Origin of the sequence: Bradyrhizobium sp. CCBAU 45389, assembly GCF_028128625.1 — a bacterium.
Taxonomy (GTDB): domain Bacteria; phylum Pseudomonadota; class Alphaproteobacteria; order Rhizobiales; family Xanthobacteraceae; genus Bradyrhizobium; species Bradyrhizobium liaoningense_B.
The window spans coordinates 416,518-435,766 of sequence record NZ_LBIY01000099.1 but is presented as its reverse complement, the minus strand read 5'-3'; the positions used below and the strand labels follow the sequence as shown (position 1 = coordinate 435,766).

The 19,249-nt window shown below is 65.9% G+C and carries 14 protein-coding genes; 5 read left to right on the top strand and 9 right to left on the bottom strand.

The features are described from left to right. Nucleotides 1-275: 275 nt before the first annotated feature. Nucleotides 276-1,100: an AraC family transcriptional regulator gene (locus tag XH79_RS41270; RefSeq protein ID WP_212339788.1), complete on the bottom strand. Its 825-nt coding sequence runs from the start codon at nucleotides 1,098-1,100 to the stop codon at nucleotides 276-278. A gap of 51 nt (nucleotides 1,101-1,151) precedes the next feature. Between XH79_RS41270 and XH79_RS41265 the strand changes: the two genes are divergently transcribed. Together XH79_RS41265 and XH79_RS41260 are read left to right on the top strand one after the other, a co-directional pair. Further along, on the top strand, nucleotides 1,152-2,324 hold the full coding sequence (locus tag XH79_RS41265; protein WP_212339787.1) for an MFS transporter: 1,173 nt from the start codon (nucleotides 1,152-1,154) through the stop codon (nucleotides 2,322-2,324). Between the two features lie 406 nt (nucleotides 2,325-2,730). Next, nucleotides 2,731-4,992 (top strand): cation:proton antiporter domain-containing protein, encoded by a 2,262-nt coding sequence (locus XH79_RS41260; RefSeq protein WP_271585435.1) that lies wholly within the window; start codon nucleotides 2,731-2,733, stop codon nucleotides 4,990-4,992. Here XH79_RS41260 and XH79_RS41255 read toward each other — a convergent pair. Both XH79_RS41255 and XH79_RS41250 read right to left on the bottom strand, forming a co-directional pair. Next, on the bottom strand, nucleotides 4,989-8,141 hold the full coding sequence (locus XH79_RS41255; RefSeq protein ID WP_271585434.1) for an efflux RND transporter permease subunit: 3,153 nt from the start codon (nucleotides 8,139-8,141) through the stop codon (nucleotides 4,989-4,991). The two genes, XH79_RS41260 and XH79_RS41255, sit on opposite strands and share 4 nt — an antisense overlap. Nucleotides 8,142-8,153: 12 nt before the next feature. After that, nucleotides 8,154-9,347 carry an efflux RND transporter periplasmic adaptor subunit gene (locus XH79_RS41250; protein WP_271585433.1) on the bottom strand — a complete coding sequence of 398 codons (1,194 nt, stop codon included), beginning with the start codon at nucleotides 9,345-9,347 and terminating at the stop codon, nucleotides 8,154-8,156. 232 nt (nucleotides 9,348-9,579) lie between these two features. On the opposite strand from XH79_RS41250, the gene XH79_RS41245 reads away from it, so the two are divergent. Continuing rightward, nucleotides 9,580-10,371, top strand: a complete 792-nt coding sequence (locus XH79_RS41245) for an ABC transporter substrate-binding protein (RefSeq protein WP_271585432.1) — start codon at nucleotides 9,580-9,582, stop codon at nucleotides 10,369-10,371. Nucleotides 10,372-10,407: 36 nt separating this feature from the next. Here XH79_RS41245 and XH79_RS41240 read toward each other — a convergent pair whose 3' ends face one another. Further along, nucleotides 10,408-11,583 carry a YncE family protein gene (locus XH79_RS41240; RefSeq protein WP_271585431.1) on the bottom strand — a complete coding sequence of 392 codons (1,176 nt, stop codon included), beginning with the start codon at nucleotides 11,581-11,583 and terminating at the stop codon, nucleotides 10,408-10,410. Between XH79_RS41240 and XH79_RS41235 the strand changes: the two genes are divergently transcribed. Continuing rightward, entirely contained in the window at nucleotides 11,582-11,773 is a 192-nt protein-coding gene (locus XH79_RS41235; protein ID WP_271585430.1) for a hypothetical protein, read from the top strand. The two genes, XH79_RS41240 and XH79_RS41235, sit on opposite strands and share 2 nt — an antisense overlap. On the opposite strand, the gene XH79_RS41230 is transcribed toward XH79_RS41235, so the two are convergent. The 4 genes from XH79_RS41230 to XH79_RS41215 form a co-directional block, all read right to left on the bottom strand. Next, nucleotides 11,770-12,753, bottom strand: coding sequence for an NAD-dependent epimerase/dehydratase family protein (locus XH79_RS41230; RefSeq protein ID WP_271585429.1), 984 nt, complete (start codon nucleotides 12,751-12,753; stop codon nucleotides 11,770-11,772). The two genes, XH79_RS41235 and XH79_RS41230, sit on opposite strands and share 4 nt — an antisense overlap. Before the next feature lie 95 nt (nucleotides 12,754-12,848). Beyond that, a complete protein-coding gene (locus tag XH79_RS41225) occupies nucleotides 12,849-13,922 on the bottom strand; it encodes a hypothetical protein (protein ID WP_271585428.1) in 1,074 nt (357 codons plus the stop codon). Between the two features lie 70 nt (nucleotides 13,923-13,992). Beyond that, the gene (locus tag XH79_RS41220) at nucleotides 13,993-15,480 is read right to left on the bottom strand and encodes a flavin-containing monooxygenase (RefSeq protein ID WP_271585427.1); all 1,488 of its coding nucleotides are present in this window, start codon (nucleotides 15,478-15,480) and stop codon (nucleotides 13,993-13,995) included. 100 nt (nucleotides 15,481-15,580) lie between these two features. Next, nucleotides 15,581-16,030, bottom strand: a complete 450-nt coding sequence (locus XH79_RS41215; protein WP_024339447.1) for a cupin domain-containing protein — start codon at nucleotides 16,028-16,030, stop codon at nucleotides 15,581-15,583. Between the two features lie 189 nt (nucleotides 16,031-16,219). On the opposite strand from XH79_RS41215, the gene XH79_RS41210 reads away from it, so the two are divergent. After that, nucleotides 16,220-17,245: an AraC family transcriptional regulator gene (locus tag XH79_RS41210; protein WP_271585426.1), complete on the top strand. Its 1,026-nt coding sequence runs from the start codon at nucleotides 16,220-16,222 to the stop codon at nucleotides 17,243-17,245. Between the two features lie 6 nt (nucleotides 17,246-17,251). Here the strand turns inward: XH79_RS41210 and XH79_RS41205 are convergent, their stop codons facing one another. Then, nucleotides 17,252-19,120 (bottom strand): ATP-binding protein, encoded by a 1,869-nt coding sequence (locus XH79_RS41205; protein ID WP_271585425.1) that lies wholly within the window; start codon nucleotides 19,118-19,120, stop codon nucleotides 17,252-17,254. Between the last annotated feature and the right edge of the window lie 129 nt (nucleotides 19,121-19,249).

Below are 19,249 nucleotides of genomic sequence, written 5' to 3'. Positions count from 1 at the left end.
TGTCCCGGCTTGCACCGCTGCCGTAGGGTGGGCAAAGGCGCACTTGCGCCGTGCCCACCGTCTCTCGACGATAGCGAAAAAGTCGTGGGCACGCTTCCGCCTTCGCTCTTCGAGCTACGGCGGACAAGTCGCTTTGCCCACCCTACGGCTCCTGTGGCTTGGCGGCCGCCTCCCACGCCGTCATTGCGAGCGCAGCGAAGCAATCCAGACTGCCGCCGTGGAATGATTCTGGATTGCTTCGCTGCGCTCGCAATGACGGGGTTGGGCGGCTGCGCTCACCCCTTCCCCGCAAACTCCGTCGGCGTCCGCCCCGTCACCTGGCGGAACGCCGCTGAGAACGCCGGCACGCTGGCGTAACCGAGCTGGGTCGCGAGCTGCTTCACCGACACGCTCGCATCCGTCGACAGCCGTTGGATCGCTGCCGCAATCCGTGCGCGTTGGCACCAGCTCTTGAAGCTCAGCTGCGTCTCGCTCGAGAACAGCCGCGACAGCGTGCGCGCGGAGGTTCCGACCTCGCGCGCCAGGGTGTCGATGTCGTGCAGGCCGGTGGGATCGTCGAGCACGATCATCGCCGCGCGGCGGCAGCGCGGCTCGCGCGGCAGCGGCACGAAGGTCGCGGAATCCTCGGCCTGGTGCAGTTCCAGCATCACCAGCCGCACCAGCAGCTCGGTGCGCTCTTCCGTATTGCGCGCGTCGAACAGCGCCAGGATCGCCTGGTTCAGCAGTGGCGACACCCGCACCACGAATTCCCTGGTCAATCCCTCATAGCGCTTTTCGCGCTTGAGCCATGACAGGTCGAAATACAGCGTGCGCATCTCGATGTCGGCGAGCAGGTCGAGGGCATGCTCCAGCCCGGCCGGCACCCAGACCGCGCGGTCCGGCGGCACCAGCCAGCGTCCCTCGGGCGTCGTCACCTGCATGGTGCCGCGTGCCGCATAGATCAGCTGCGCCTCGCGGTGCATGTGCAGATCGATCCGCATGCCCTTGGGATAGTCGCGCGCGACCAGGTGCACGCCCGCGGGCGAGCGGTGGTTGCTCCGGACCTCCCGCAGGATTGGCGTTTCCAAGATTGGCGTTTCCAAGACAGTCATTGGCAGCATCCCGTCATGGGTCCGACATATAACTCATTTCGGAGCAGGAGAGGATTCGTAATGAACAGCCCCAGCCGGGTCATCAGTTTCGTCAATGCAGGCCATTTCATCGATCATTATGCGATGCTGATCTTTGCCGCCGCCGTGATCATCATGGGGCCGGCGCTGGGCATGGCCTATTCGGAGCTGCTGCCTTACGCGACGCCCGGCTTCATCGCGTTCGGTGCCGGCTCGTTGCTCACCGGCTGGCTCGGGGACCGCTGGAGCCGCCGCCACATGATGCTGATCTTCTTCGTCGGCATTGGCGCCTCCATGATCTCGGTCGGCTTCGTGCAGACGCCCGTGCAACTGGGCGCCGCACTGCTCGCGATCGGCATCTTCGCCTCGATCTACCATCCTGTCGGCACCGCCATGATCGTGTCCTATGCCGACAGGCTCGGCCGCGAGATGGGCATCAATGGCGTCTGGGGCAATCTCGGCGTTGCCTCCTCGGCCCTGGTGACCGGCGTGATCGGCCAGTATCTCGGCTGGCGCTTTGCGTTCATCGTTCCCGGCGTGGTCACGGTCCTGATCGGCATCGCCTTCGCGATGATGGTCGTGCACGAGGACCGCAAGGGCTCCAAGCAGGCGGCGGCGCAGGCGCGGGTGGCCAAACAGGACATGTGGCGCGTGATCCTGGCGCTGCTGATCGTCGTGATCGCGATCTCCACGACCTTCAACGCCGTCACCGTCGCGCTGCCAAAGCTGTTCGCCGAGCGGCTCGCCGACCTGACCAAGAGCCCGGCGCTGCTAGGTGTGATCGCAGCCTGCGTCTATGTGTTCGGCGCGATGACGCAGTACACGATCGGCCGGCTGCTCGACCGCTATTCGCTGAAGACGGTGGCGCTGCCGCTGTCCTTCATGCTGGCGCCGTTCCTGTATCTCGCCGCCAGCCTGAGCAATCTGCCGCTGATCCTGGTTTCGATCGGCATCGTGATGGGCGCGTTCGGGCAGGTCACGGTGAACGACGCCATGGTCGGCAAATACACCACGGAAGAGTGGCGCTCGCGCGCCTATGCCGTGCGCTATTTCGTCGGCTTCACCGCGGCCGGCGCCTCCGTCGGCCTCGTCGCCTGGCTCTACGAGCAAGGCGGCTTCGTCACCATGCTGCACGCCTTCGCCGCGCTCTGCCTGCTCGCGATCGTCGCTGCGCTGATCCTGCCGCGCGAGATCCGGACGCCGCAGACGGCGTGAGGGGCTCCGTCATTCCGGGGCGCGCGGAAGCGCGAACCCGGAATCCATCGGGCGGCAGAGATTGCGGACAAATGGATTCTCAGATGCGCAATTGCGCATCGTAGCTCGTCGCTACACGACGCCCCGGAATGACGAGAGAGTTGCGCGCGCAACGACGGGGATGAGGAGGCACCCTGTCCATGCCACCCACGATGCCATTCTGCCAGTGTTTTGCCCGACGGAGCAAGCTGTTTCGGTAACACCGAAATTTTATCGAGCTTTTTCAACGCCGTTTCTACTGTGCATGGGGTTGTTTTCGCACTTTTTGTTTTCGCCGGTGAAACCGCGCCGTAGCAGATCGGGAACCTGCTCCACCTCCCGCGGGTTCTATCCCCGGTGGGACAGATGAAGGGGAAACGACACCTGCATGCAGTGGAGCCTGCTCCGACCGGTCGGCCTCGTCCCCGCGGCGCTTGTCCTCACCACACTTGCGGCCAGTGCCGAAGCCGGCAAGTCGGCCGGCCCGTCCGAGTTCCTGCTGGTGGCGCAGATCGTGCTGTTGATCGCCGTCGGCCGCGGCCTCGGCGAGATCATGCAGCGCATCGGCCAGCCCTCGGTGATCGGCGAACTGCTCGCCGGCATCCTGCTTGGGCCGTCGCTGCTCGGCTGGCTCTGGCCGGAGGCGCAGCACGCCATCTTCCCCAAGACACCCGAGCAGAAGGCGATGATCGACGGCATCGCCCAGTTCGGCATCCTGCTGTTGTTGCTGCTGACCGGCATGGAGACCGACCTCAAGCTGGTCCGGAAGGTCGGCAAGGCGGCGATCGCGATCTCGATCGCGGGCATTCTCGTGCCCTTCGCCTGCGGCTTCGTGCTCGGCGAGTTCCTGCCTGACGCGCTGCTGCCAAATCCGCAGCAGCGTTTGGTCGCCTCGCTGTTCATGGGCACCGCGCTGTCGATCTCCTCCGTGAAGATCGTCGCCGTGGTCGTCCGCGAGATGAATTTCATGCGCCGCGATGTCGGGCAGATCATCGTCGCGACCGCCGTGATCGACGACACCATCGGCTGGATCATCATCGCCGTCATTTTCAGCCTGGCCTCGCACAACACGCTGGATCTCGGCTCGGTGGCGAAAGCCGTGCTGGGCACGGCTGTCTTTCTCGCCGTCAGCTTCACCATCGGCCGGCGCCTGGTGTTCCAGCTCATCCGCTGGGCCAACGACAATCTGGTCAGCTCCGCCCCCGTCATCACGGTCATTCTGCTGCTGATGGGGACGATGGCGCTGATCACGCACCTGATCGGCGTGCACACCGTGTTGGGTGCTTTCGTCGCCGGCATCCTGGTCGGCGAATCCCCGATCCTGACGCGGCAGATCGACGAGCGCCTGCGCGGCCTGATCTCGAGCTTCTTCATGCCGGTGTTCTTCGGTCTCGCCGGCCTTGCCGCCGATCTGTCGGTGCTGCGCGATCCCAATCTCTTGCTGCTCACCGGCCTCTTGGTCGTCATCGCCAGCGTCGGCAAGTTCGGCGGCGCGTTCGTCGGGGGCACCGTGGGCGGGCTGAACACTCGGGAGTCGCTCGCGCTCGCGAGCGGCATGAACGCGCGCGGTTCGACCGAGGTCATCATCGCAACCATCGGCCTGTCCATCGGCGTGCTCAGCCAGAACCTGTTCACGATGATCGTCACCATGGCGATCGTGACCACGATGGCGATGCCGCCGATGCTGCGCGCGGCGCTGGCCAGGCTGCCGATGAACAAGGCGGAGGAGGAGCGCCTCGAGCGGGAGGAATTCGAGAAGCGCGGCTTCGTCGCCAACCTCGAACGTCCTCTGCTGGCGGTCGACGAGAGCTTCAATGCCACCTTCGCCGCCCACGTCGCAGGCCTGATCGCCGGCATGCGGGGCCTGCCGATCACCGTGCTGCATGTCGGCAAGCGCGCCACGGAGCAGGAGAGCGGCCGCGACGAGGGGGAGAGCCATGAAGCCGTGGTAAAGCGGGCGGCCGAAACGGTGGCTTCCGATCCCGAGGCCGGGAACGTCGACGTGACGACGCGGGTTCGCAGGTCGGATCTCGGCGAAGCGGTCGGCGACGAGGCGAAGAAGGGATTCGATCTCCTCGTCGTCGGCATCGACAAGGTCATCGCGACCAAGGATCGTTTCGACAGGAAGATCGAGGACATCGCCGCCGAATTCGAAGGACCGCTCGCGATCGTGGTGGCCAAGGGCCGCCACCTGAAGCAGCCGGTGCCCGACGGGCTCAAGATCCTCGTTCCCGTCTCCGGCAGCGCCGTCTCCAAGCGCGGCGCCGAGGTCGCGGTCGCGCTGGCGCAGGCCGGATCGGGCTCGCTGCGTGTGATCTATGTGGCGACGACGCGGGACAAGGGCGCGCAACGTGGCGTGTCCCGTGGCCTCAGCCAGGAAACCGGCATCCTGAAGGACGCCAGCGATCTCGCCGCCCGCTATGATGTCGATATCATCACGACGCTGCGCGTGAACCGGTCGCCGGAAGCTGCGATCCTGCGCGAGATCGACACCACCGACGTCGATCTCGTGGTCATCGGCGTCGATCGCATCCAGGCCGATCATCTCTCCTTCGGCGGCGTCGCCGACGCCGTGCTCAGGCAGTCGAAGGTCTCGGTGCTGCTGGTCTCGAACGGCGAGGCGCGACCGGCGTCCGCCGCCAAGGCCTAGGGCTTCACCTCCGCCACCGCCTTCGGCGCCTTCTTCGAGGCACGCCAGTTCTCGAAGCGCTGCACCACCACGAAGAAGGCCGGCACGAACAGCACAGCGAGACAGGTCGAGGCCAGCATGCCCGAGAACACGGTGATGCCGATCGACTTGCGGGCGCTGGCGCCGGCGCCGGTCGCGAGCACCAGCGGCACCACGCCGAGGATGAAGGCGAACGACGTCATCAGGATCGGGCGGAAGCGGGCGCGGGCCGCCTCGATCGCCGATTCCAGGATCGGCTTGCCGTCGCGGACGTGCAGCTCGAGCCCGACCTCGACGATCAGGATGGCGTTCTTCGCCGACAGCGCGATCAGGAGGATCAGGCCGATCTGGCAGTAGAGGTTGTTGTCGATCTTGAGGCCGCTCAGGATCAGCATCGGCCCGATCAGCGACAGCGGCACGGCGAGGATCACCGAGATCGGCGCGTACCAGCTCTCGTATTGGCCGGCGAGCACGAGATAGACCAGCAGCATGGCGAGCCCGAACACCCAGTAGATCTGGTTCGAGACCGCCTTCTCCTGGTACGACATCGCGGTCCATTCATAGCCGGTGCCGGGCGGCAGCGTCTTGTCCGCGATCTCCTCCATCAGCTTCAGCGACTGGCCGGAGGAGTAGCCCTGCGCCGGCAGGCCGATGATGGTCGAGGAGGGATAGAGATTGTAGAGGCTGATCAGCGACGGACCCGTTGCCGGCGTGATCGTGGCGACGGTGCCGATCGGGATCATGTCGCCGTTCGAGTTGCGCACCTGCATGTTGGCGATGTCGCGCTCGGTGACGCGGAAGGCGGGATCGGCCTGGGTGTAGACCTGGAACACGCGGCCGAACTTGTTGAACTGGTTGACATAGGACGAGCCGAGATAGGTCGACAGCGCCGAGAACACCTGGTCGGTGGTGACGTGCAGCGTCTGGGTCTTGATGCGGTCGATCTCGACGTTGAACTGCGGCACCGAGGAGCGGAACGAGGACTGCACGCGCTGCAGCGCGCTCTGGCTCTGGCCGTTGGAGACCATCGCGCCGGTGATCGCCTGCAGCTTGGCAAAATCGCTGTTGCCGTCGCGCAGCTCGACCTGCATCGAGAAGCCGGCGGCGTTGCCGATGCCCTGGATCGGCGGCGGCGGCAGCACGATGGTGCGCGCCTCCATGATCACGGCGAGCTTGTCGTTGAGGCCAAAGACCAGCGAGCGCAGATCCTCGCCGGGGCCTTTGCGTGCATCCCAGTCCTTCAGGATGATGTAGGCGACGCCGGCATTGGCAAGGCTCGCGCTGCTGTCGAGCGCGGAGATGCCGGCGATGGTGATGACCTGCGCCACGCCCGGCGCATCCTTGATGATATCGCTGGCACGGTCGAGCACGTTCTGGGTCCGCTCCAGCGAGGCGCCGTCGGGCAGCTGGATGGCGGCGATCAGATAGCCCTGGTCCTCGATCGGCAGGAAGCCGGTCGGCACCCGCGACAGACCGTAGCCGCCGATCCCGATCAGCACCAGCGCGACCGCGACCGACACCGTGGCGTGCCTGACCAGGAACGTGATCAGCCGCGTATAGCCGCGCTCGACCCGGTTATAGACGTTGTTGAAGCCGCGATAGAAGAAGTTGCGCTGCTCCGGCGGCACCGCCGGCCGCAGCCACAGCGCGCATTGCGTCGGCTTCAGGGTCGCCGCGTTGATGGCGGACAGCAGCGCGGTCGCCGCGATCACCAGCGCGAATTGCGAATAGATGCGACCGGTCAGGCCTGCGAGGAACGAGGCCGGCAGGAACACCGAGATCAGCACCAGGGTGATGCCGACGATCGGCGCGAACAGCTGGTCCATCGCCCTGATCGCGGCATCGTGGCCGTTCATGCCCTGCTCGATATTGTGGGCGGCGCCTTCCACCACCACGATGGCGTCGTCGACGACGATGCCGATCGCGAGCACGATCGCAAACAGCGTCGACATGTTGATGGTGAAGCCGAGCGCCGCCATCGCGGCGAAGGCGCCGATGATGGTGACCGGCACCGTCGTCGCCGGCACCAGCATCGCGCGCCAGTCCTGCAGGAAAACAAGGATCACGACCAGCACCAGAAGGCCGGCCTCGATCAGCGTCATGTAGACCTCGTGGACCGAGGCCTCGACGAATTTGGTGGTGTCGAACGGCGTGTCGTATTTGATGCCTTCCGGGAAGCGCTTGGCGAGCTCGGCCATCTTCTTCTCGACCGCCTGCTCGACCTGGAGCGCGTTGGCGCCGGGCGACTGGAACACGCCGATGCCGGTGGCGGGCTGCTTGTTGAGCGAGAAGATCTGGCTGTAGGTCTGCGCACCGAGCTCGACCCAGCCGACGTCACGCACCCGCGTGACGTCGCCGCTGGTCCCTGTCTTGACGATGATGTTCTCGAACTGGGTGGTGTCGTCGAGCCGTCCGTTGACGTTGAGCGTGTACTGGAACGCCTGGCCCGGCGGCGTCGGCGGCGCGCCGACCTGGCCGGCGGAGACCTGCTGGCTCTGCTGCTGGATAGCGTTGATGACGTCCTGCGGCACGAGGCCACGGACCTGCAGCTTGTTGGGATCGAGCCACACCCGCATCGAATACTGGCCGGCACCGAACACCGTGACGTTACCGACGCCGGGCAGGCGGGAGAGCTCGTCGCGGATGTTGATGGTGGCGTAATTGCTCAGGTAAAGGCTGTCGTACTTCGACTCGGGCGAGGTCAGCGTCACGAACAGCAGGATCGAGGTTGATTTCTTCTGGACGGTGACGCCCTGGTTCTGCACCGACTGCGGCAGCTGCGCGAGCGCGCTGGAGACGCGGTTCTGCACCAGCACCTGTGCGAAGTTCAGGTCGGTGCCGATCTTGAAGGTCACGGTCAGCGTATAGGTGCCGTCGGAGCCGCTGTAGGACTGCATGTAGAGCATGTCCTCGACGCCGTTGACCTGCTGCTCGATCGGCAAGGCAACCGTGTCGATCACGGTCTTGGCGCTGGCGCCGGGATAACGCGTGGTGACCTGCACCGTCGGCGGCACCACGTCGGGGTATTGCGCGATCGCGAGGTTGAACAGCGCGACGCCGCCGATCAGGATCATCAGGAGCGCGATGACGTTCGAGAGGACCGGCCGCTCGATGAAGAACTTTGAGATCATGGCCGGCGGCTCCTACTTGGTGGACGCCTGGGACTGGTCGATCTTCGTCACCTGCGGGTCGATCTTCTGGCCCGGGATCACGCGCAGCAGCCCCGCGATCACGACGCGGTCCTCCGGCTTGAGGCCGCTTTCGATCACGCGCAGGCCGTTGTCAGTCGGCCCGATCTGCACCTTGCGCTGCTCGACGACATTGTCCTTATTGACGACGAGGAGATAGCGGCCGCCCTGGTCGCTGCCGAGCGCGGTGTCGGGGACGAGCAGGGCGCTCTTCTCCTGGTCGAAGGGCACGCGGACGCGGACGAAATAGCCGGGCAGCAGCGCCCGCTTGTCGTTGGGTATGACGCCGCGCACCGCGAGGGTGCCGGTCGATGTATTGAGGGTCGGCGAGACGTAGTCGAGGTGGCCTTCATGCGGATATCCAGTCTCGGTCTGGAGGCCCACCTGGACCGGCAACTGTTTGAGGTCGGCGACGGTCAGCCCGCGGCGGGCCGCTTCGGCGCGAATGCGAAGGACGTCCTGCTCGTTGACTGTGAAGTTCACCCAGATCGGGTCCATGGCGACGATGGTCGCGAGCTGGGTCGGGGAGGAGACGCCGACGAGCTCGCCGACAGAGACCAGGTGCGCGCTGACAATACCGTCGAACGGCGCGCTCACCTTGGTGTAGCCGTAATTGACCTCGGCGAGCCTCGTATTGACCTGGGCCTGCTGGAGGTTGGACTGAGCGTTGTCGCGGGTCGATGTCGAGGTGTCGAGGGTGGACTGCGAGACCGCCTGGCGCTGCACGAGATCGACCTGCCGCTTGTAATCGGCTTCGGCCTGCTTGACCGTTGCTTGCGCGCCGACCTCCGCGGCCTTCGCCTGCTCGACCTTGAGCTTGTACGTCTCCGGCTCGATCGTGAACAGCTGGGTGCCCTGCTTGACGAAGCTGCCGTCCTGATAGTCGATCGATTGCAGAAAGCCCTGCACGCGCGCGACGAGATCGACGCTCTTGATCGGCGCGGTGTTGCCGGTGGCCTCGACATAGCGCGTCACCGGCCGCTGCACCGGTGTGGCCACATCCACCTTGGGCGCGGGCGGGGCCACGTAGGCGTTCTTGTCCTCGCAGCCGGCGAGGGCGATCACGGCGCTTGCGGCGGCGAGCGCCCGTCCGACATGTCTCCACGCTCCATTGCGATGGGCGAGAGATGCGGGATCTGCGCAGGTCATTCGGTGGCCCCCGATTATTGTCTGTCGGTGCGGCAGGCTATCAACAAACGCCCGGCCGTGGAACACCATAGCCATGGCAGTCGCCGGCCTTGCGCTGCACACCGCGCCGTGGCTTTTGACAGATTTGTCATGACAAACCGCTTTTCACCGCGCACACGATCGACCAGAATTGTGTCAGGCCGTGTGCCGGAGACGGAGCAGTTGAAAGAAGAAAAGGTGAGGAGAACATGACATGCCCACGATCCTCCACTCGGCCCTTGCCGGCCTCGTTCTCGCAGCGGCCCTCGCCATGCCCGCGCTAGCCGATGGCCTGAAGGACGAGATCGCGCCGACCGGCAAGCTGCGGGTTGCGATCGCGATCAGCCCGGCGGGCGGCGCGTTCTGGTCGACCAGGACGGAAGCCGGCTACGCCGGCGTGCCGGTCGACCTCGGCAAGGAGATGGCCGCGCAGCTCGGTGTATCGGTCGAATATGTCGTGCACCAGAATTCCGGGCAGATCACCGACGCGGCGTCGAAAGGCACCTGGGACGTCACGTGGCTGCCCAAGGATCCCGAGCGCGAGACCAAAATGCTGTTCGGCCCGATTTACGAGGTCGCCGACGCCACCTACATCGTCAAGCCGGGTTCGAGCATCACCAATTTCGCCACGCTGGACCAACCCGGTATCAAGGTCGCGGCCGTCAACGCCACGACCACCATGCGCGGCGCGATCGCGCATCTGAAACAGGCAAAGGTCACCGGCTATCAGACCTATGACGAGATCTTCGGCCTCCTCAAGAGCGGCGAGATCGACGCCTTCGCGCTGTCGCGCGACCAGCTCAACAAGATGGCACAGAAGATTCCGGGGACAAAGGTGCTCGACGAGACCTTCAAGAAGACGGTGACAGCCGTCGCCGTCCCGCTCGGCCACAGCCAGGCCCTGGCCTTCGTCACCAAATTCATGAACGAAGCCGTGACGAACGGCACCCTGCGCAAGGCCTATGACAACAACGGCCTGAAGGACTCGCCGATCCGCACCGAGTAGGCGGGCGGCGCAGGAGGGCTGCGCCGCGCACCGGTCCTACGGCTCCGCGGTTCTGATCCCCGCGGGGCTCACCTGCAGCTTGAGCGTGGACGTCCTGGTCAGCGCCTTGCCGTCGAACGCGAAGGCGATCAACTCGTTCTCGACCATGCACTGCGCCACGACATGTTTGGAGTCCTTCGACCACACCATGCCCTGGCACCAGTGGCCGATCTTGGCTTCCGCCACCGGCGTAAGGTCGGTCCCCGAGATCCGGTAGACCTTGAGCAGGCCGAAATCGTTGAAGAACGGCGAGGCCGACGGCTTGTTCGAGCCGTTCATGACAGTCACCGCGACATGGTTTCCGTCCGGCGACATCTTCACGGCCTCAGGCGTCTGCCCGACGGTCACCGTCGAGACGACACGGATCGGCTTTGCGGTCATGTCGATCAGGCTGATCGTGTCGTTGTCGCCGCTGCCGGCGCCGACATTGCCGACCACAGCGGCGGCGCTGCCGGTGAGATCGATGTCATAGGGACGGATGCCTGCGGAGAGGTCGCGCTTGGCGTACTCGACCTTGGTGCCGTCCACGGTGAGAAGCGAGATCTTGCCGTCGCCGTCACGGGTGACCAGCGCGGTCGCGCCGTCACGCGAGAACACGGCGTGGCTCGGGCCTGACTTGGCATCGCCAAGCTGGATCTTGCCGGACGGCGTCAGCGTGCTCCCGCTGATCGAAAAGACCGAGACCGTGCCCTCGCTCCGGTTCGCAACCAGCGCCAGCGTGCCCGCGCGGTTGATCGAGACGCCGGCCGCGCCCGCGCCGGCCTGGTGGGTCGCGAGCAGCTTTGGCGGTGAGGATTTCAGATCGATGACCGAAAGCTTGTCGTCGGGGATCGCCTTGGTCGGATCCGCCGGATCGACCTTCATGGCGCCCGTCACCAGCGCAAAGGCGCCGTCCGGTGCGATTGCCACGCTCGGCGGCGGGCCGACGACGCTGGCAGGCGCGGGCACCTCGCCGAGCAGCTTCAATGCGCCGTCGGTGAAGTCGATGACGCTGACCGTATCCGGCAGCGGCTGCTTGCGCACGACGGCACTGCCGTTCTCCAGCACCATCTTGCCGTCATTGGCGCTGACGACGATTTCGGCGTGGGCGGCGAAACTGGCAAGGCCGGCCAGGGACGTTGCGACCAGAGCTGACGCGGCATGGCGCACGCGTATGCGAGGAGCGGTTGTCATGTTTCCCCCGAGGATTTGTTCTTGTCCGGCCAAGCTAAATGCAACCGGGCGCTGGATGCAACAACTTCACCGCGATCATTTTTGCCTGGGCCCGGGGAATAAAGAACATGAAGAGCCCCCGGCGGGCATGGGAACGCGCGCCCGTTTGGCGATGGCGACGCTGACCGACGGCTACAAGGTGGAGAACTAGCTCGCCTTGCCCGCATGCCAAGCGGCGAGCACGGCCTTCTCCTCATCCTCTGTAAGTCCGACGACAGGTCCCTTGCTGCTGCGGAGCCAGCTGCGCGTATCGCGGGCCGTCACTGCTGGCGGCCGCGAGGTGAGCCCGGCCGCGCGCGCCGGCGAGGTGTCGCGCGTCATGAAGCCGGCGAAGTCGGGCAGGGGCAGCCACATCGGCAGCGACCGCGGGCCGGCCCAGCGCCGGACGTCGTGCGCCTCAAGAAAGGTGCGATCGACCCAGGTGAATTTGCAGGACGGGTTCAGCGCGGACGCGCACTCGGTCAGAACTTCGCCGCGCGTGCGAACGGGTCCAATGCCGTCATAGATGCCGGTGAGGCCAACCTCTGACGCATGCACGATCCACTGCGCGAGATCGCGCACATCGATGAACTGGACGGCGTCATCGGGCGATCCCGGCGCCAGCACCTCGCCGCCGCGCGCCAGTCGCGCCGGCCAGTACGAGAACCGCCCCGTCGGATCCTCCGGCCCGACGATCAGGCCGGCCCGGCAGATGAAGGCGTCGTCGCCGACCACCTGTTCGCAGGCGACCTTGGCGGCGCCATAGATGGCGTCGGTGCTGTGCTCGATATCCGCCGTCACTGGCTCGCGGAGCGAAGCCGTGTCGGCGCGCTGCCCGGGCGTGCGATTGTCCGCATAGACGCTGACGGTCGAGACGAAGGTCCAGTGCACGCCCGGCCGCTTCAGCGCCGCCACCGCGCGGCGGACCTGACCGGGATGACGCGAGACATCGACCACCGCATCGAACGTCCCGCCCGCAAGCGGCGCAAGCCCGTCAACGGTGTTGCGGTCGATCATCACGAAGCGGGCGCCCGGTGCGATCGGTCCCGCGAGGCCGCGGGCCGCGCAAGTCACGTCGTGCCCGGCCGCGCAGGCATGGGTGGCGATCGCGCGCCCGAGAAACTGGCTGCCGCCGAGGATTAGCAGGCGCATGAGATGGCCGATGACATCGTGGCGCGTCCTTCCCGATGACGAAGGTGTGGGAGAGGGAGCCTACGACGTCCGGTAGCAGTTGCAAGCCGCTTCCCTCAGCGCGGCTTGAGCTCCGCGTACTTCGCCATGGCCCGCTCGAACTTCCGGTTGAACAGCCACATCGCCGCGAGGATCTCGCGGAAGCTGGCCGAGGTCCTCGCGCGGTCGGCCTGTCCGAACGCGAAAATGCTGTTGTTGCGCAGGTGCTTCATGACCGTGGAGCTGGATACCCGGTAATTCAGGAGGTCGCCGGATTTCAGCGCGGACCTTGTCGGGGTCGGCACGATCTGGATCAGCTCGAACAGCTTCATCTGGTCGATCGGGTCGGGCAGGGTCTTCACGATTCCCGGGATCTCGCGGAAGATGTCCGCGTGCGCGTTCATCAGGCCGTCGCGCACGTTGGTCCAATGATTGAAACGATGGTCGGTGCCGCGGGCGCGGGCCTCTTCCTTGTCGTCACGCGCGTTCAGTTCGGGATCGAGCGCCGCGATCTCGCCCTTGATGGCTTCCCATTTCCTGCGGCCGTTGCGGTCCTCGGAGGGGCCGGTCTGGAAGCTGCCCATATAGGTGTTCGAGCGCCCATTGCGGACATTCTGCTTGCCGTTGGTCTCCGCAAAGAACAGCCCGAGGCTGATGCGCCCGGCAGCTTGCGCGTGATCGGGCGCAAGCCCCTTGGCGCGCGCAATCGCAACCGCGAGATCGACGACATCCCTAAACGGCGTCGCCGAGTTCTGCGCATTGGCCGGCGGCGCCTCCATGATGTCGAACAGCTTTCCGTATTCGTCGACCAGCGGCTCGATATCGGCGTCGAAATAGGCCGGAGGGATCTCGAACTTGTTGGGCCGGCCGATCCGCGACGGCATGGCGTCGGTGAGATCCTTGTAGCTGCTGATCACGGCGACGCGCGCGAGATAGAGCGCCTGACCCGGCAGGTTCGGTAGTGGTTCCTTCGCCTCGATCTGGCGCCGCCGCTCGGCGAGGATCGACTTGAAATCGCCGAGCGCGCGCTCGTAGGTGGCGAGCGCCTCGGATTGCTTTGGCGTCGGCGCGCCGCCCTGTGCAACGGCGGGCGTCGCGACGAAGAAGGCGACAGCTGCAAAGGCCGCGGCGGCAAGTCGTCTCGATCCCATGGCTGGTTCCCGTCGATTCGATGGCCAGGGAGATCGTAAACATCAGACGTCAGCAGCTGCAATTCTCCTCTCACGCCGCCCGGTAGTCCGGCGCCGTCGCCAGGAACTTGGCATAGGCATCCGCGTCCGGTGGCAGGAAGCGGCCTCCTACTCCGCCGCGCTTCTGGTGCTTCGCGCCGATATCGGCCATCAGCTCGTCGAAATGGCGGTAGTGATAGGGCGCAACACAGAGGCCGCCATAGACGCCCGCCGCCGGCCGCTCGACACGCTTGAAGTGCAGCATCATCTCGATGTTGTCGCGCATCGCCTGCGCCGTCGGCTGGTTCGCGAGCTGGCCGTCGGCGTAGCGCACCAGCCAGTTGGCCGCGAGGTCGGCGCAGAGCACGGTGCAGAATGAGGAGTTGAAGCCGACGAAGCCGAGCTCCGGCAGATTGGGATTGGCGATCAGGCGATAGAGCCGGTACTGCCCGTCGGCATCGACCAGCTTCTGCTGGTATGCCGCGGGCAGGAATGGCACGCCGAGCTTGTAGCCGATCGCGAGCACGGCGACGTCCGCGCCGACGCGCTCGCCGCCGCTCATCACGATGGTGTCGCCTTCATAGTGGTCGAAGCTGCCGAACACCGCCTTGATGCGGCCGTCGGCGACCATCGGATAGAAGCCGGGCGTTGCGATCGGCACCGAGCAGTTGACGCCGTCCTCGATCCGCTCGGTCGGCACCATCTTGCACTGCTTGAGCTTGAGCTGTGCCTTCAACAGGCTCTCCAACCCGCGCCAGTTGGCCCAGACCAGCGGCGCGGCGATGCGATGCGCAAGCCTTGCCATTGCGCTCGCGCCCCAGCCCGGAAACATCTCCTCCTGCGCGCGGATGTAGAGGATGCGTTTGAAGTTCACGAGGCCGCCGATGAAATAGGGGATGCGCCAGACCGGCTCGCGCATCACGATCGTGACCTCGCGCGCGCCTGACTTCACCGCGTTCACGGCGATGTCGGTCGCCGATTTCGAGCCGCCGAGCACGACGACGCGGCGACCCTTTGCCAGCGCCGGATCGCCGTATTTCGACGAGTGCAGGATCTGGCCGCCCTGCGCCAGGAAGCCGTCCTCGCCCGGACAATGCAGCTCGCGCGGCTCGTTGAATTGCCCGGTGCAGACAGCGACGAAATCGAAATCTTCGTTCGTCGTTCCGCCATTGCTCGTCAGGGTGAGCGTCCAGCCCGGTCTGCCGTCGGCGCGCCGCGCCATGCCCGCGACTTCGGTGTCGAGGCGCAGCATGCGGTCGAGGCCAAAACTTTTGGCATAGTCGGCGAGATAGGCGTGGACCTGCGGCCCGGTCGGCCATTCCGGATAGGCGTCCGGCATGGCGCGATCGGTGTAGCGGTAGAGATCCTTCGGGCTCTGGGTCTGCACGTCAGGATAGGAGCGCGCCGGCTCCCAGACACCGCCGAGATCGCCGCTGCGCTCGACGATGGTGACGTGGTGGCCGCGGGTGGCGAACGCTTTTGCGGCGGCAAGGCCGGAGACGCCGGCGCCGATCACGCAGACATGTTTTGGGTTGACCATGGGATTGCTCGATGTGTTTCGCGCGCAAGCGGCCGCGTTCGGCCGCAAGGCGCGGCCGGCAGGGCCTGCACGCAGATGAAAGTGGGCGAGGGTGCGACGCCTAGTCGTTGGCCTCGGGCGGCAGGAAGTCGACCTCGTGCAGCGCCGAGATGCGCACCACCTCGGCGGGGTCGGTGAGATTGTGCAGCTGGTTGAACAGCGCCTCCAGCTTCTGCATCGGCGAGACCCAGAACAGCGCGCGGCACGGCTTGTCGGACTTGTTGAAGTATCCGTGCGGGATGCCGCGCGGCATGCGCACGAGGTCGCCGGCATGGGCCTTGACCCACTGGCCGTCGAGCTTGAGGTCAAGCGTGCCCTCCTGCACCAGGATGAACTCGTCCTGGGTCGGATGGATGTGCACCGGCACGAACTGGCCGGGATCGCTGTTGGTCTCGAATGCGAAGGTGGAATCGGTGACGGCCTTGGGGAAATAGACCTGGCCCAGGATGTTCCAGCTCTTGCCGCCATAGCCCGTGCCGTTGGCGGTAATGCCCTTTTCGAGTGCAGTCATGGCTTGCTCCTCATGGATTCCGGCGGGGAGGGAGCTTCGGCCAGCCATGGGCCGCCTGTCTATCCGCTAAACGAATCCGGATGCGGCTGTTGCCATGCAGCACGACGATTTTGCGCCTTGCGGCCCTTTTCGCGTTCGGGGAACTATTATAGGCTTAAAGCAATTCCGCGACGCGAAGCGTGGTCGACGATGTCCGCAGCCGTGCTGGAAATGAGCGCAACTGTGTCTGCAGCCGAACGGCTTGCGGATTTCGCCCGCGTCACCACTGATGACGTCGACGAAGCGGCCGAGCAGATCGGGCGCATCTTCTGCCCGCACGATCTCACACCGACACGCCCGCGCGCGGCCGGCTTCTCGGCCCGGCACAATTGCGCGGCCTTCGATGGCTTTTCCATCAACTACGTCGCCTATGGCGGATCGGTCAGCATCGATCCCGGCTGCCTCGAGCGCTTCTTCCTGGTGCAGATCCCGCTCACGGGCTCGGCCCGCATACGTGCCGGCGCCGGCGAGCTCGATGCCTGTCCGGGCCGGACGGCATCGCTGCTGTCGCCCACCATCCCGACCCGGATGGTGTGGAGCGACTGCGCGCAGGCGATCCTCTTGCTTGACCGCCGTCTGGTCGAGCAGCGTGCCGCGGCGCTGTCGGGCAGGGCGGCTGGCGCAGTCGAGTTCGATGCTGCGATCGACCTGGACACACCGTCCGGACGCCGCCTGCAAACCAGCCTTGCCGAGCTGATGTTGATTGCCGAGCGCCTCGGGCCGTCCGGCAGGCTGTCCCCGGTCGCAATGGCCGATTGGCGCGAGGCGCTGCTCGATCACCTCCTCAATGGCCAACGGCATGGCCTGTCGGATGCGATCCGGACGTTTTCGGGCCAGGCCGAGCGCCTGCCGCGCGCGCTCCGCGCCGCGCGCGATCATCTTGCGGACAATGCCGGCGAGCCGCTCGACCTCGTGCAGCTTGCCCGCGCCTCCGGCATCGGCATCCGCGCGCTCCAGCTCGGCTTCCGCCGTCACTTCGGCGTCTCGATCTCACAGATGCTGCTCGACATGCGCCTCGCCGGCCTGCATGCCCGTCTCGGGCAGGCCGCGCCCGATGCCTCCGTCACCGAGATCGCCTTCGATCTCGGCTTCACCCATCTCGGCCGCATGGCCGGCGCCTACCGCGAAAAATTCGGCGAGACCCCGTCGGCGACGCTGCGGCGGAGAATGAGTTAGGCGGAGCTATTTCCGCGACCGCGTCGTGCCGCCGTCTTCAGCCGCCTGCCTGCGCAAGAAGCCCTCGACGTCCGCCTGCACTGAGTACGGCGTCGGGATTGCATCGCCCGCGGAATCGACGGCGGTGTCGAGAGAGCGGCGCAGCATGCGGGCGAGCTCGGCCTTGCGGTACGGCTTCGTCAGCAGCGGCGCGCCCATCGTGGCGCGGGCCTGCGTGGGCGAGTCATAGGCGTAGCCCGAGGTGAACAGCACTCTCAGCGACGGCCGCGCGGCCACCATCTGCTCGGCGAGCTCGCGCCCGTTGATGCCGCCCGCCATCACGATGTCGGTGAACAGCAGGTCGAACGCCTTGCCCTCCGCGGCGATGGCGAGCGCTTCGGTGGCGTTCGCGGCGGGGATGACCTTGTAGCCGAGGCTCTCGAGCTGCACCGTGACGTATTGGCGGACGTCGCGGTCGTCCTCGACGCACAGGATGGTTTCGTGTCCTCCCACGACCTTGCGCTCGTCATAGCCGGCCGGGCGAAGCGTGCTGGTCTCGGCCTTCGGTAGATAGATCGTGAATGTCGTGCCGCGGCCTTCGGTGGAGGCGACCTTGATGCCGCCGCCGGACTGCTTGACGAAGCCGAACACCATGCTGAGCCCGAGCCCGGTGCCCTTGCCGACCTCCTTGGTCGAGAAGAACGGATCGAAGATGCGTTCGAGAATGGCCCGCGGAATGCCCGTGCCGCTGTCGGCGATCTCGATCTCGACATAGTCGCCGGCATAGCCGGCGCCGACCGCGACGGCCTCGCGGACGCCGAACACCACGTTGCGCGTCGTCAGCGTGAGCCTGCCGCCGCCCAGCATCGCGTCGCGGGCGTTGATGGCGAGGTTGAGCAGCGCCGAGCTCAATTGACCGCGATCGGCGAAAGCCAGCCAGGCATTGGCGTCCAGCTTCGTCACGATCTCGATCTTCTTGTCGAAGGTCGCCAGCAGCAGCTTGGCCAGTTCCTCGAGCAGCTCGTTGATGTCGATCTCGGCCGGCTGGAGCGCCTGCTTGCGGGCAAAGGACAGCAGGCTCGACGTCAGCGCGGCGCCGCGATCGGCGGCCTCGCTGATCAGTTTGGTGATGGTCGCAAGCGGCGGATTGTCTTTCACGGCGTCGGCGAGGATCTCGATCGTGCCGGTGATCACGGTGAGCATGTTGTTGAATTCGTGCGCGATGCCGCCGGTGAGCTGCCCGACCGCCTCCATCTTCTGCGCCTGGATCAGCTGCTCCTCGGCGGCCCGCTTCTGCGTGACGTCCTTGACGAAGGTGTTGATGATTTGGCGTTCCCCGAGACGCAGTGCCGTGCTTGACGCCTCGATCAGGATCTCGCCGCCATTTCTGTGCAACAGGCTCGCCTCGAAGCGGATGCCGATCGGCGCATGCGACAGTTCCGGCAACAGCCGCATCATGCGCTGCCTGAAGCCGGCCCGGAGCGGCTCGGCGACGAGGAGGTCGACGACATCGGCGCCAATGGCCTCCTCGCGTGTCCATCCGGTCAGGGCTTCGGCCTGGAAGCTCCACTCCAGGACGATGCCGCGCTCGTCGGTCTGGACGAAGGCGTCGAGCGCGGTCTTGATGACGGCTTGCGTCATTTGCACGCTCTCGGCGATGGCCTTCGTTTGATCCGCCAGGGCTGCGGCAGCCTGATCGCGCTGCGAAGTCTCGATCGCACGCAGGCACAGGCGCGCGATCAGCACCGCAATGACGGCGCTTGCGAGCAGGGCAATGACCTGGGGAGTGCCGAAGCCGCCGGCGGTTCCGGTCAAGGCATGGGAGACGAGGAGGGCTGCGGCAGTCACGACGACCTGCGCGGCCATCGCGAGAGTCAGAAGCCCCCTGAGTTTCATGTCACACCAAGACGTCAGCCGCGGATCGCCCGTCGAGCTGTCGACGGGCCGGCATCATGTGAGCTACAGACTGCCCCGCTCTCCGTCGAGGGTCAATTTACAGCACCGGGGCGCCGGGAACAGGGTGCG

What these genes read in the sequence shown, in the direction of transcription:
- XH79_RS41270 (WP_212339788.1), bottom strand. Translation starts at nt 1,100, where the DNA reads ATGCTGCCAATGACTGTCTTGGAAACGCCAATCTTGGAAACGCCAATC.
- XH79_RS41265 (WP_212339787.1), top strand. Translation starts at nt 1,152, where the DNA reads ATGAACAGCCCCAGCCGGGTCATCAGTTTCGTCAATGCAGGCCATTTC.
- XH79_RS41260 (WP_271585435.1), top strand. Translation starts at nt 2,731, where the DNA reads ATGCAGTGGAGCCTGCTCCGACCGGTCGGCCTCGTCCCCGCGGCGCTT.
- XH79_RS41255 (WP_271585434.1), bottom strand. Translation starts at nt 8,141, where the DNA reads ATGATCTCAAAGTTCTTCATCGAGCGGCCGGTCCTCTCGAACGTCATC.
- XH79_RS41250 (WP_271585433.1), bottom strand. Translation starts at nt 9,347, where the DNA reads ATGACCTGCGCAGATCCCGCATCTCTCGCCCATCGCAATGGAGCGTGG.
- XH79_RS41245 (WP_271585432.1), top strand. Translation starts at nt 9,580, where the DNA reads ATGCCCACGATCCTCCACTCGGCCCTTGCCGGCCTCGTTCTCGCAGCG.
- XH79_RS41235 (WP_271585430.1), top strand. Translation starts at nt 11,582, where the DNA reads ATGTTTCCCCCGAGGATTTGTTCTTGTCCGGCCAAGCTAAATGCAACC.
- XH79_RS41240 (WP_271585431.1), bottom strand. Translation starts at nt 11,583, where the DNA reads ATGACAACCGCTCCTCGCATACGCGTGCGCCATGCCGCGTCAGCTCTG.
- XH79_RS41230 (WP_271585429.1), bottom strand. Translation starts at nt 12,753, where the DNA reads ATGCGCCTGCTAATCCTCGGCGGCAGCCAGTTTCTCGGGCGCGCGATC.
- XH79_RS41225 (WP_271585428.1), bottom strand. Translation starts at nt 13,922, where the DNA reads ATGGGATCGAGACGACTTGCCGCCGCGGCCTTTGCAGCTGTCGCCTTC.
- XH79_RS41220 (WP_271585427.1), bottom strand. Translation starts at nt 15,480, where the DNA reads ATGGTCAACCCAAAACATGTCTGCGTGATCGGCGCCGGCGTCTCCGGC.
- XH79_RS41215 (WP_024339447.1), bottom strand. Translation starts at nt 16,030, where the DNA reads ATGACTGCACTCGAAAAGGGCATTACCGCCAACGGCACGGGCTATGGC.
- XH79_RS41210 (WP_271585426.1), top strand. Translation starts at nt 16,220, where the DNA reads ATGTCCGCAGCCGTGCTGGAAATGAGCGCAACTGTGTCTGCAGCCGAA.
- XH79_RS41205 (WP_271585425.1), bottom strand. Translation starts at nt 19,120, where the DNA reads ATGAAACTCAGGGGGCTTCTGACTCTCGCGATGGCCGCGCAGGTCGTC.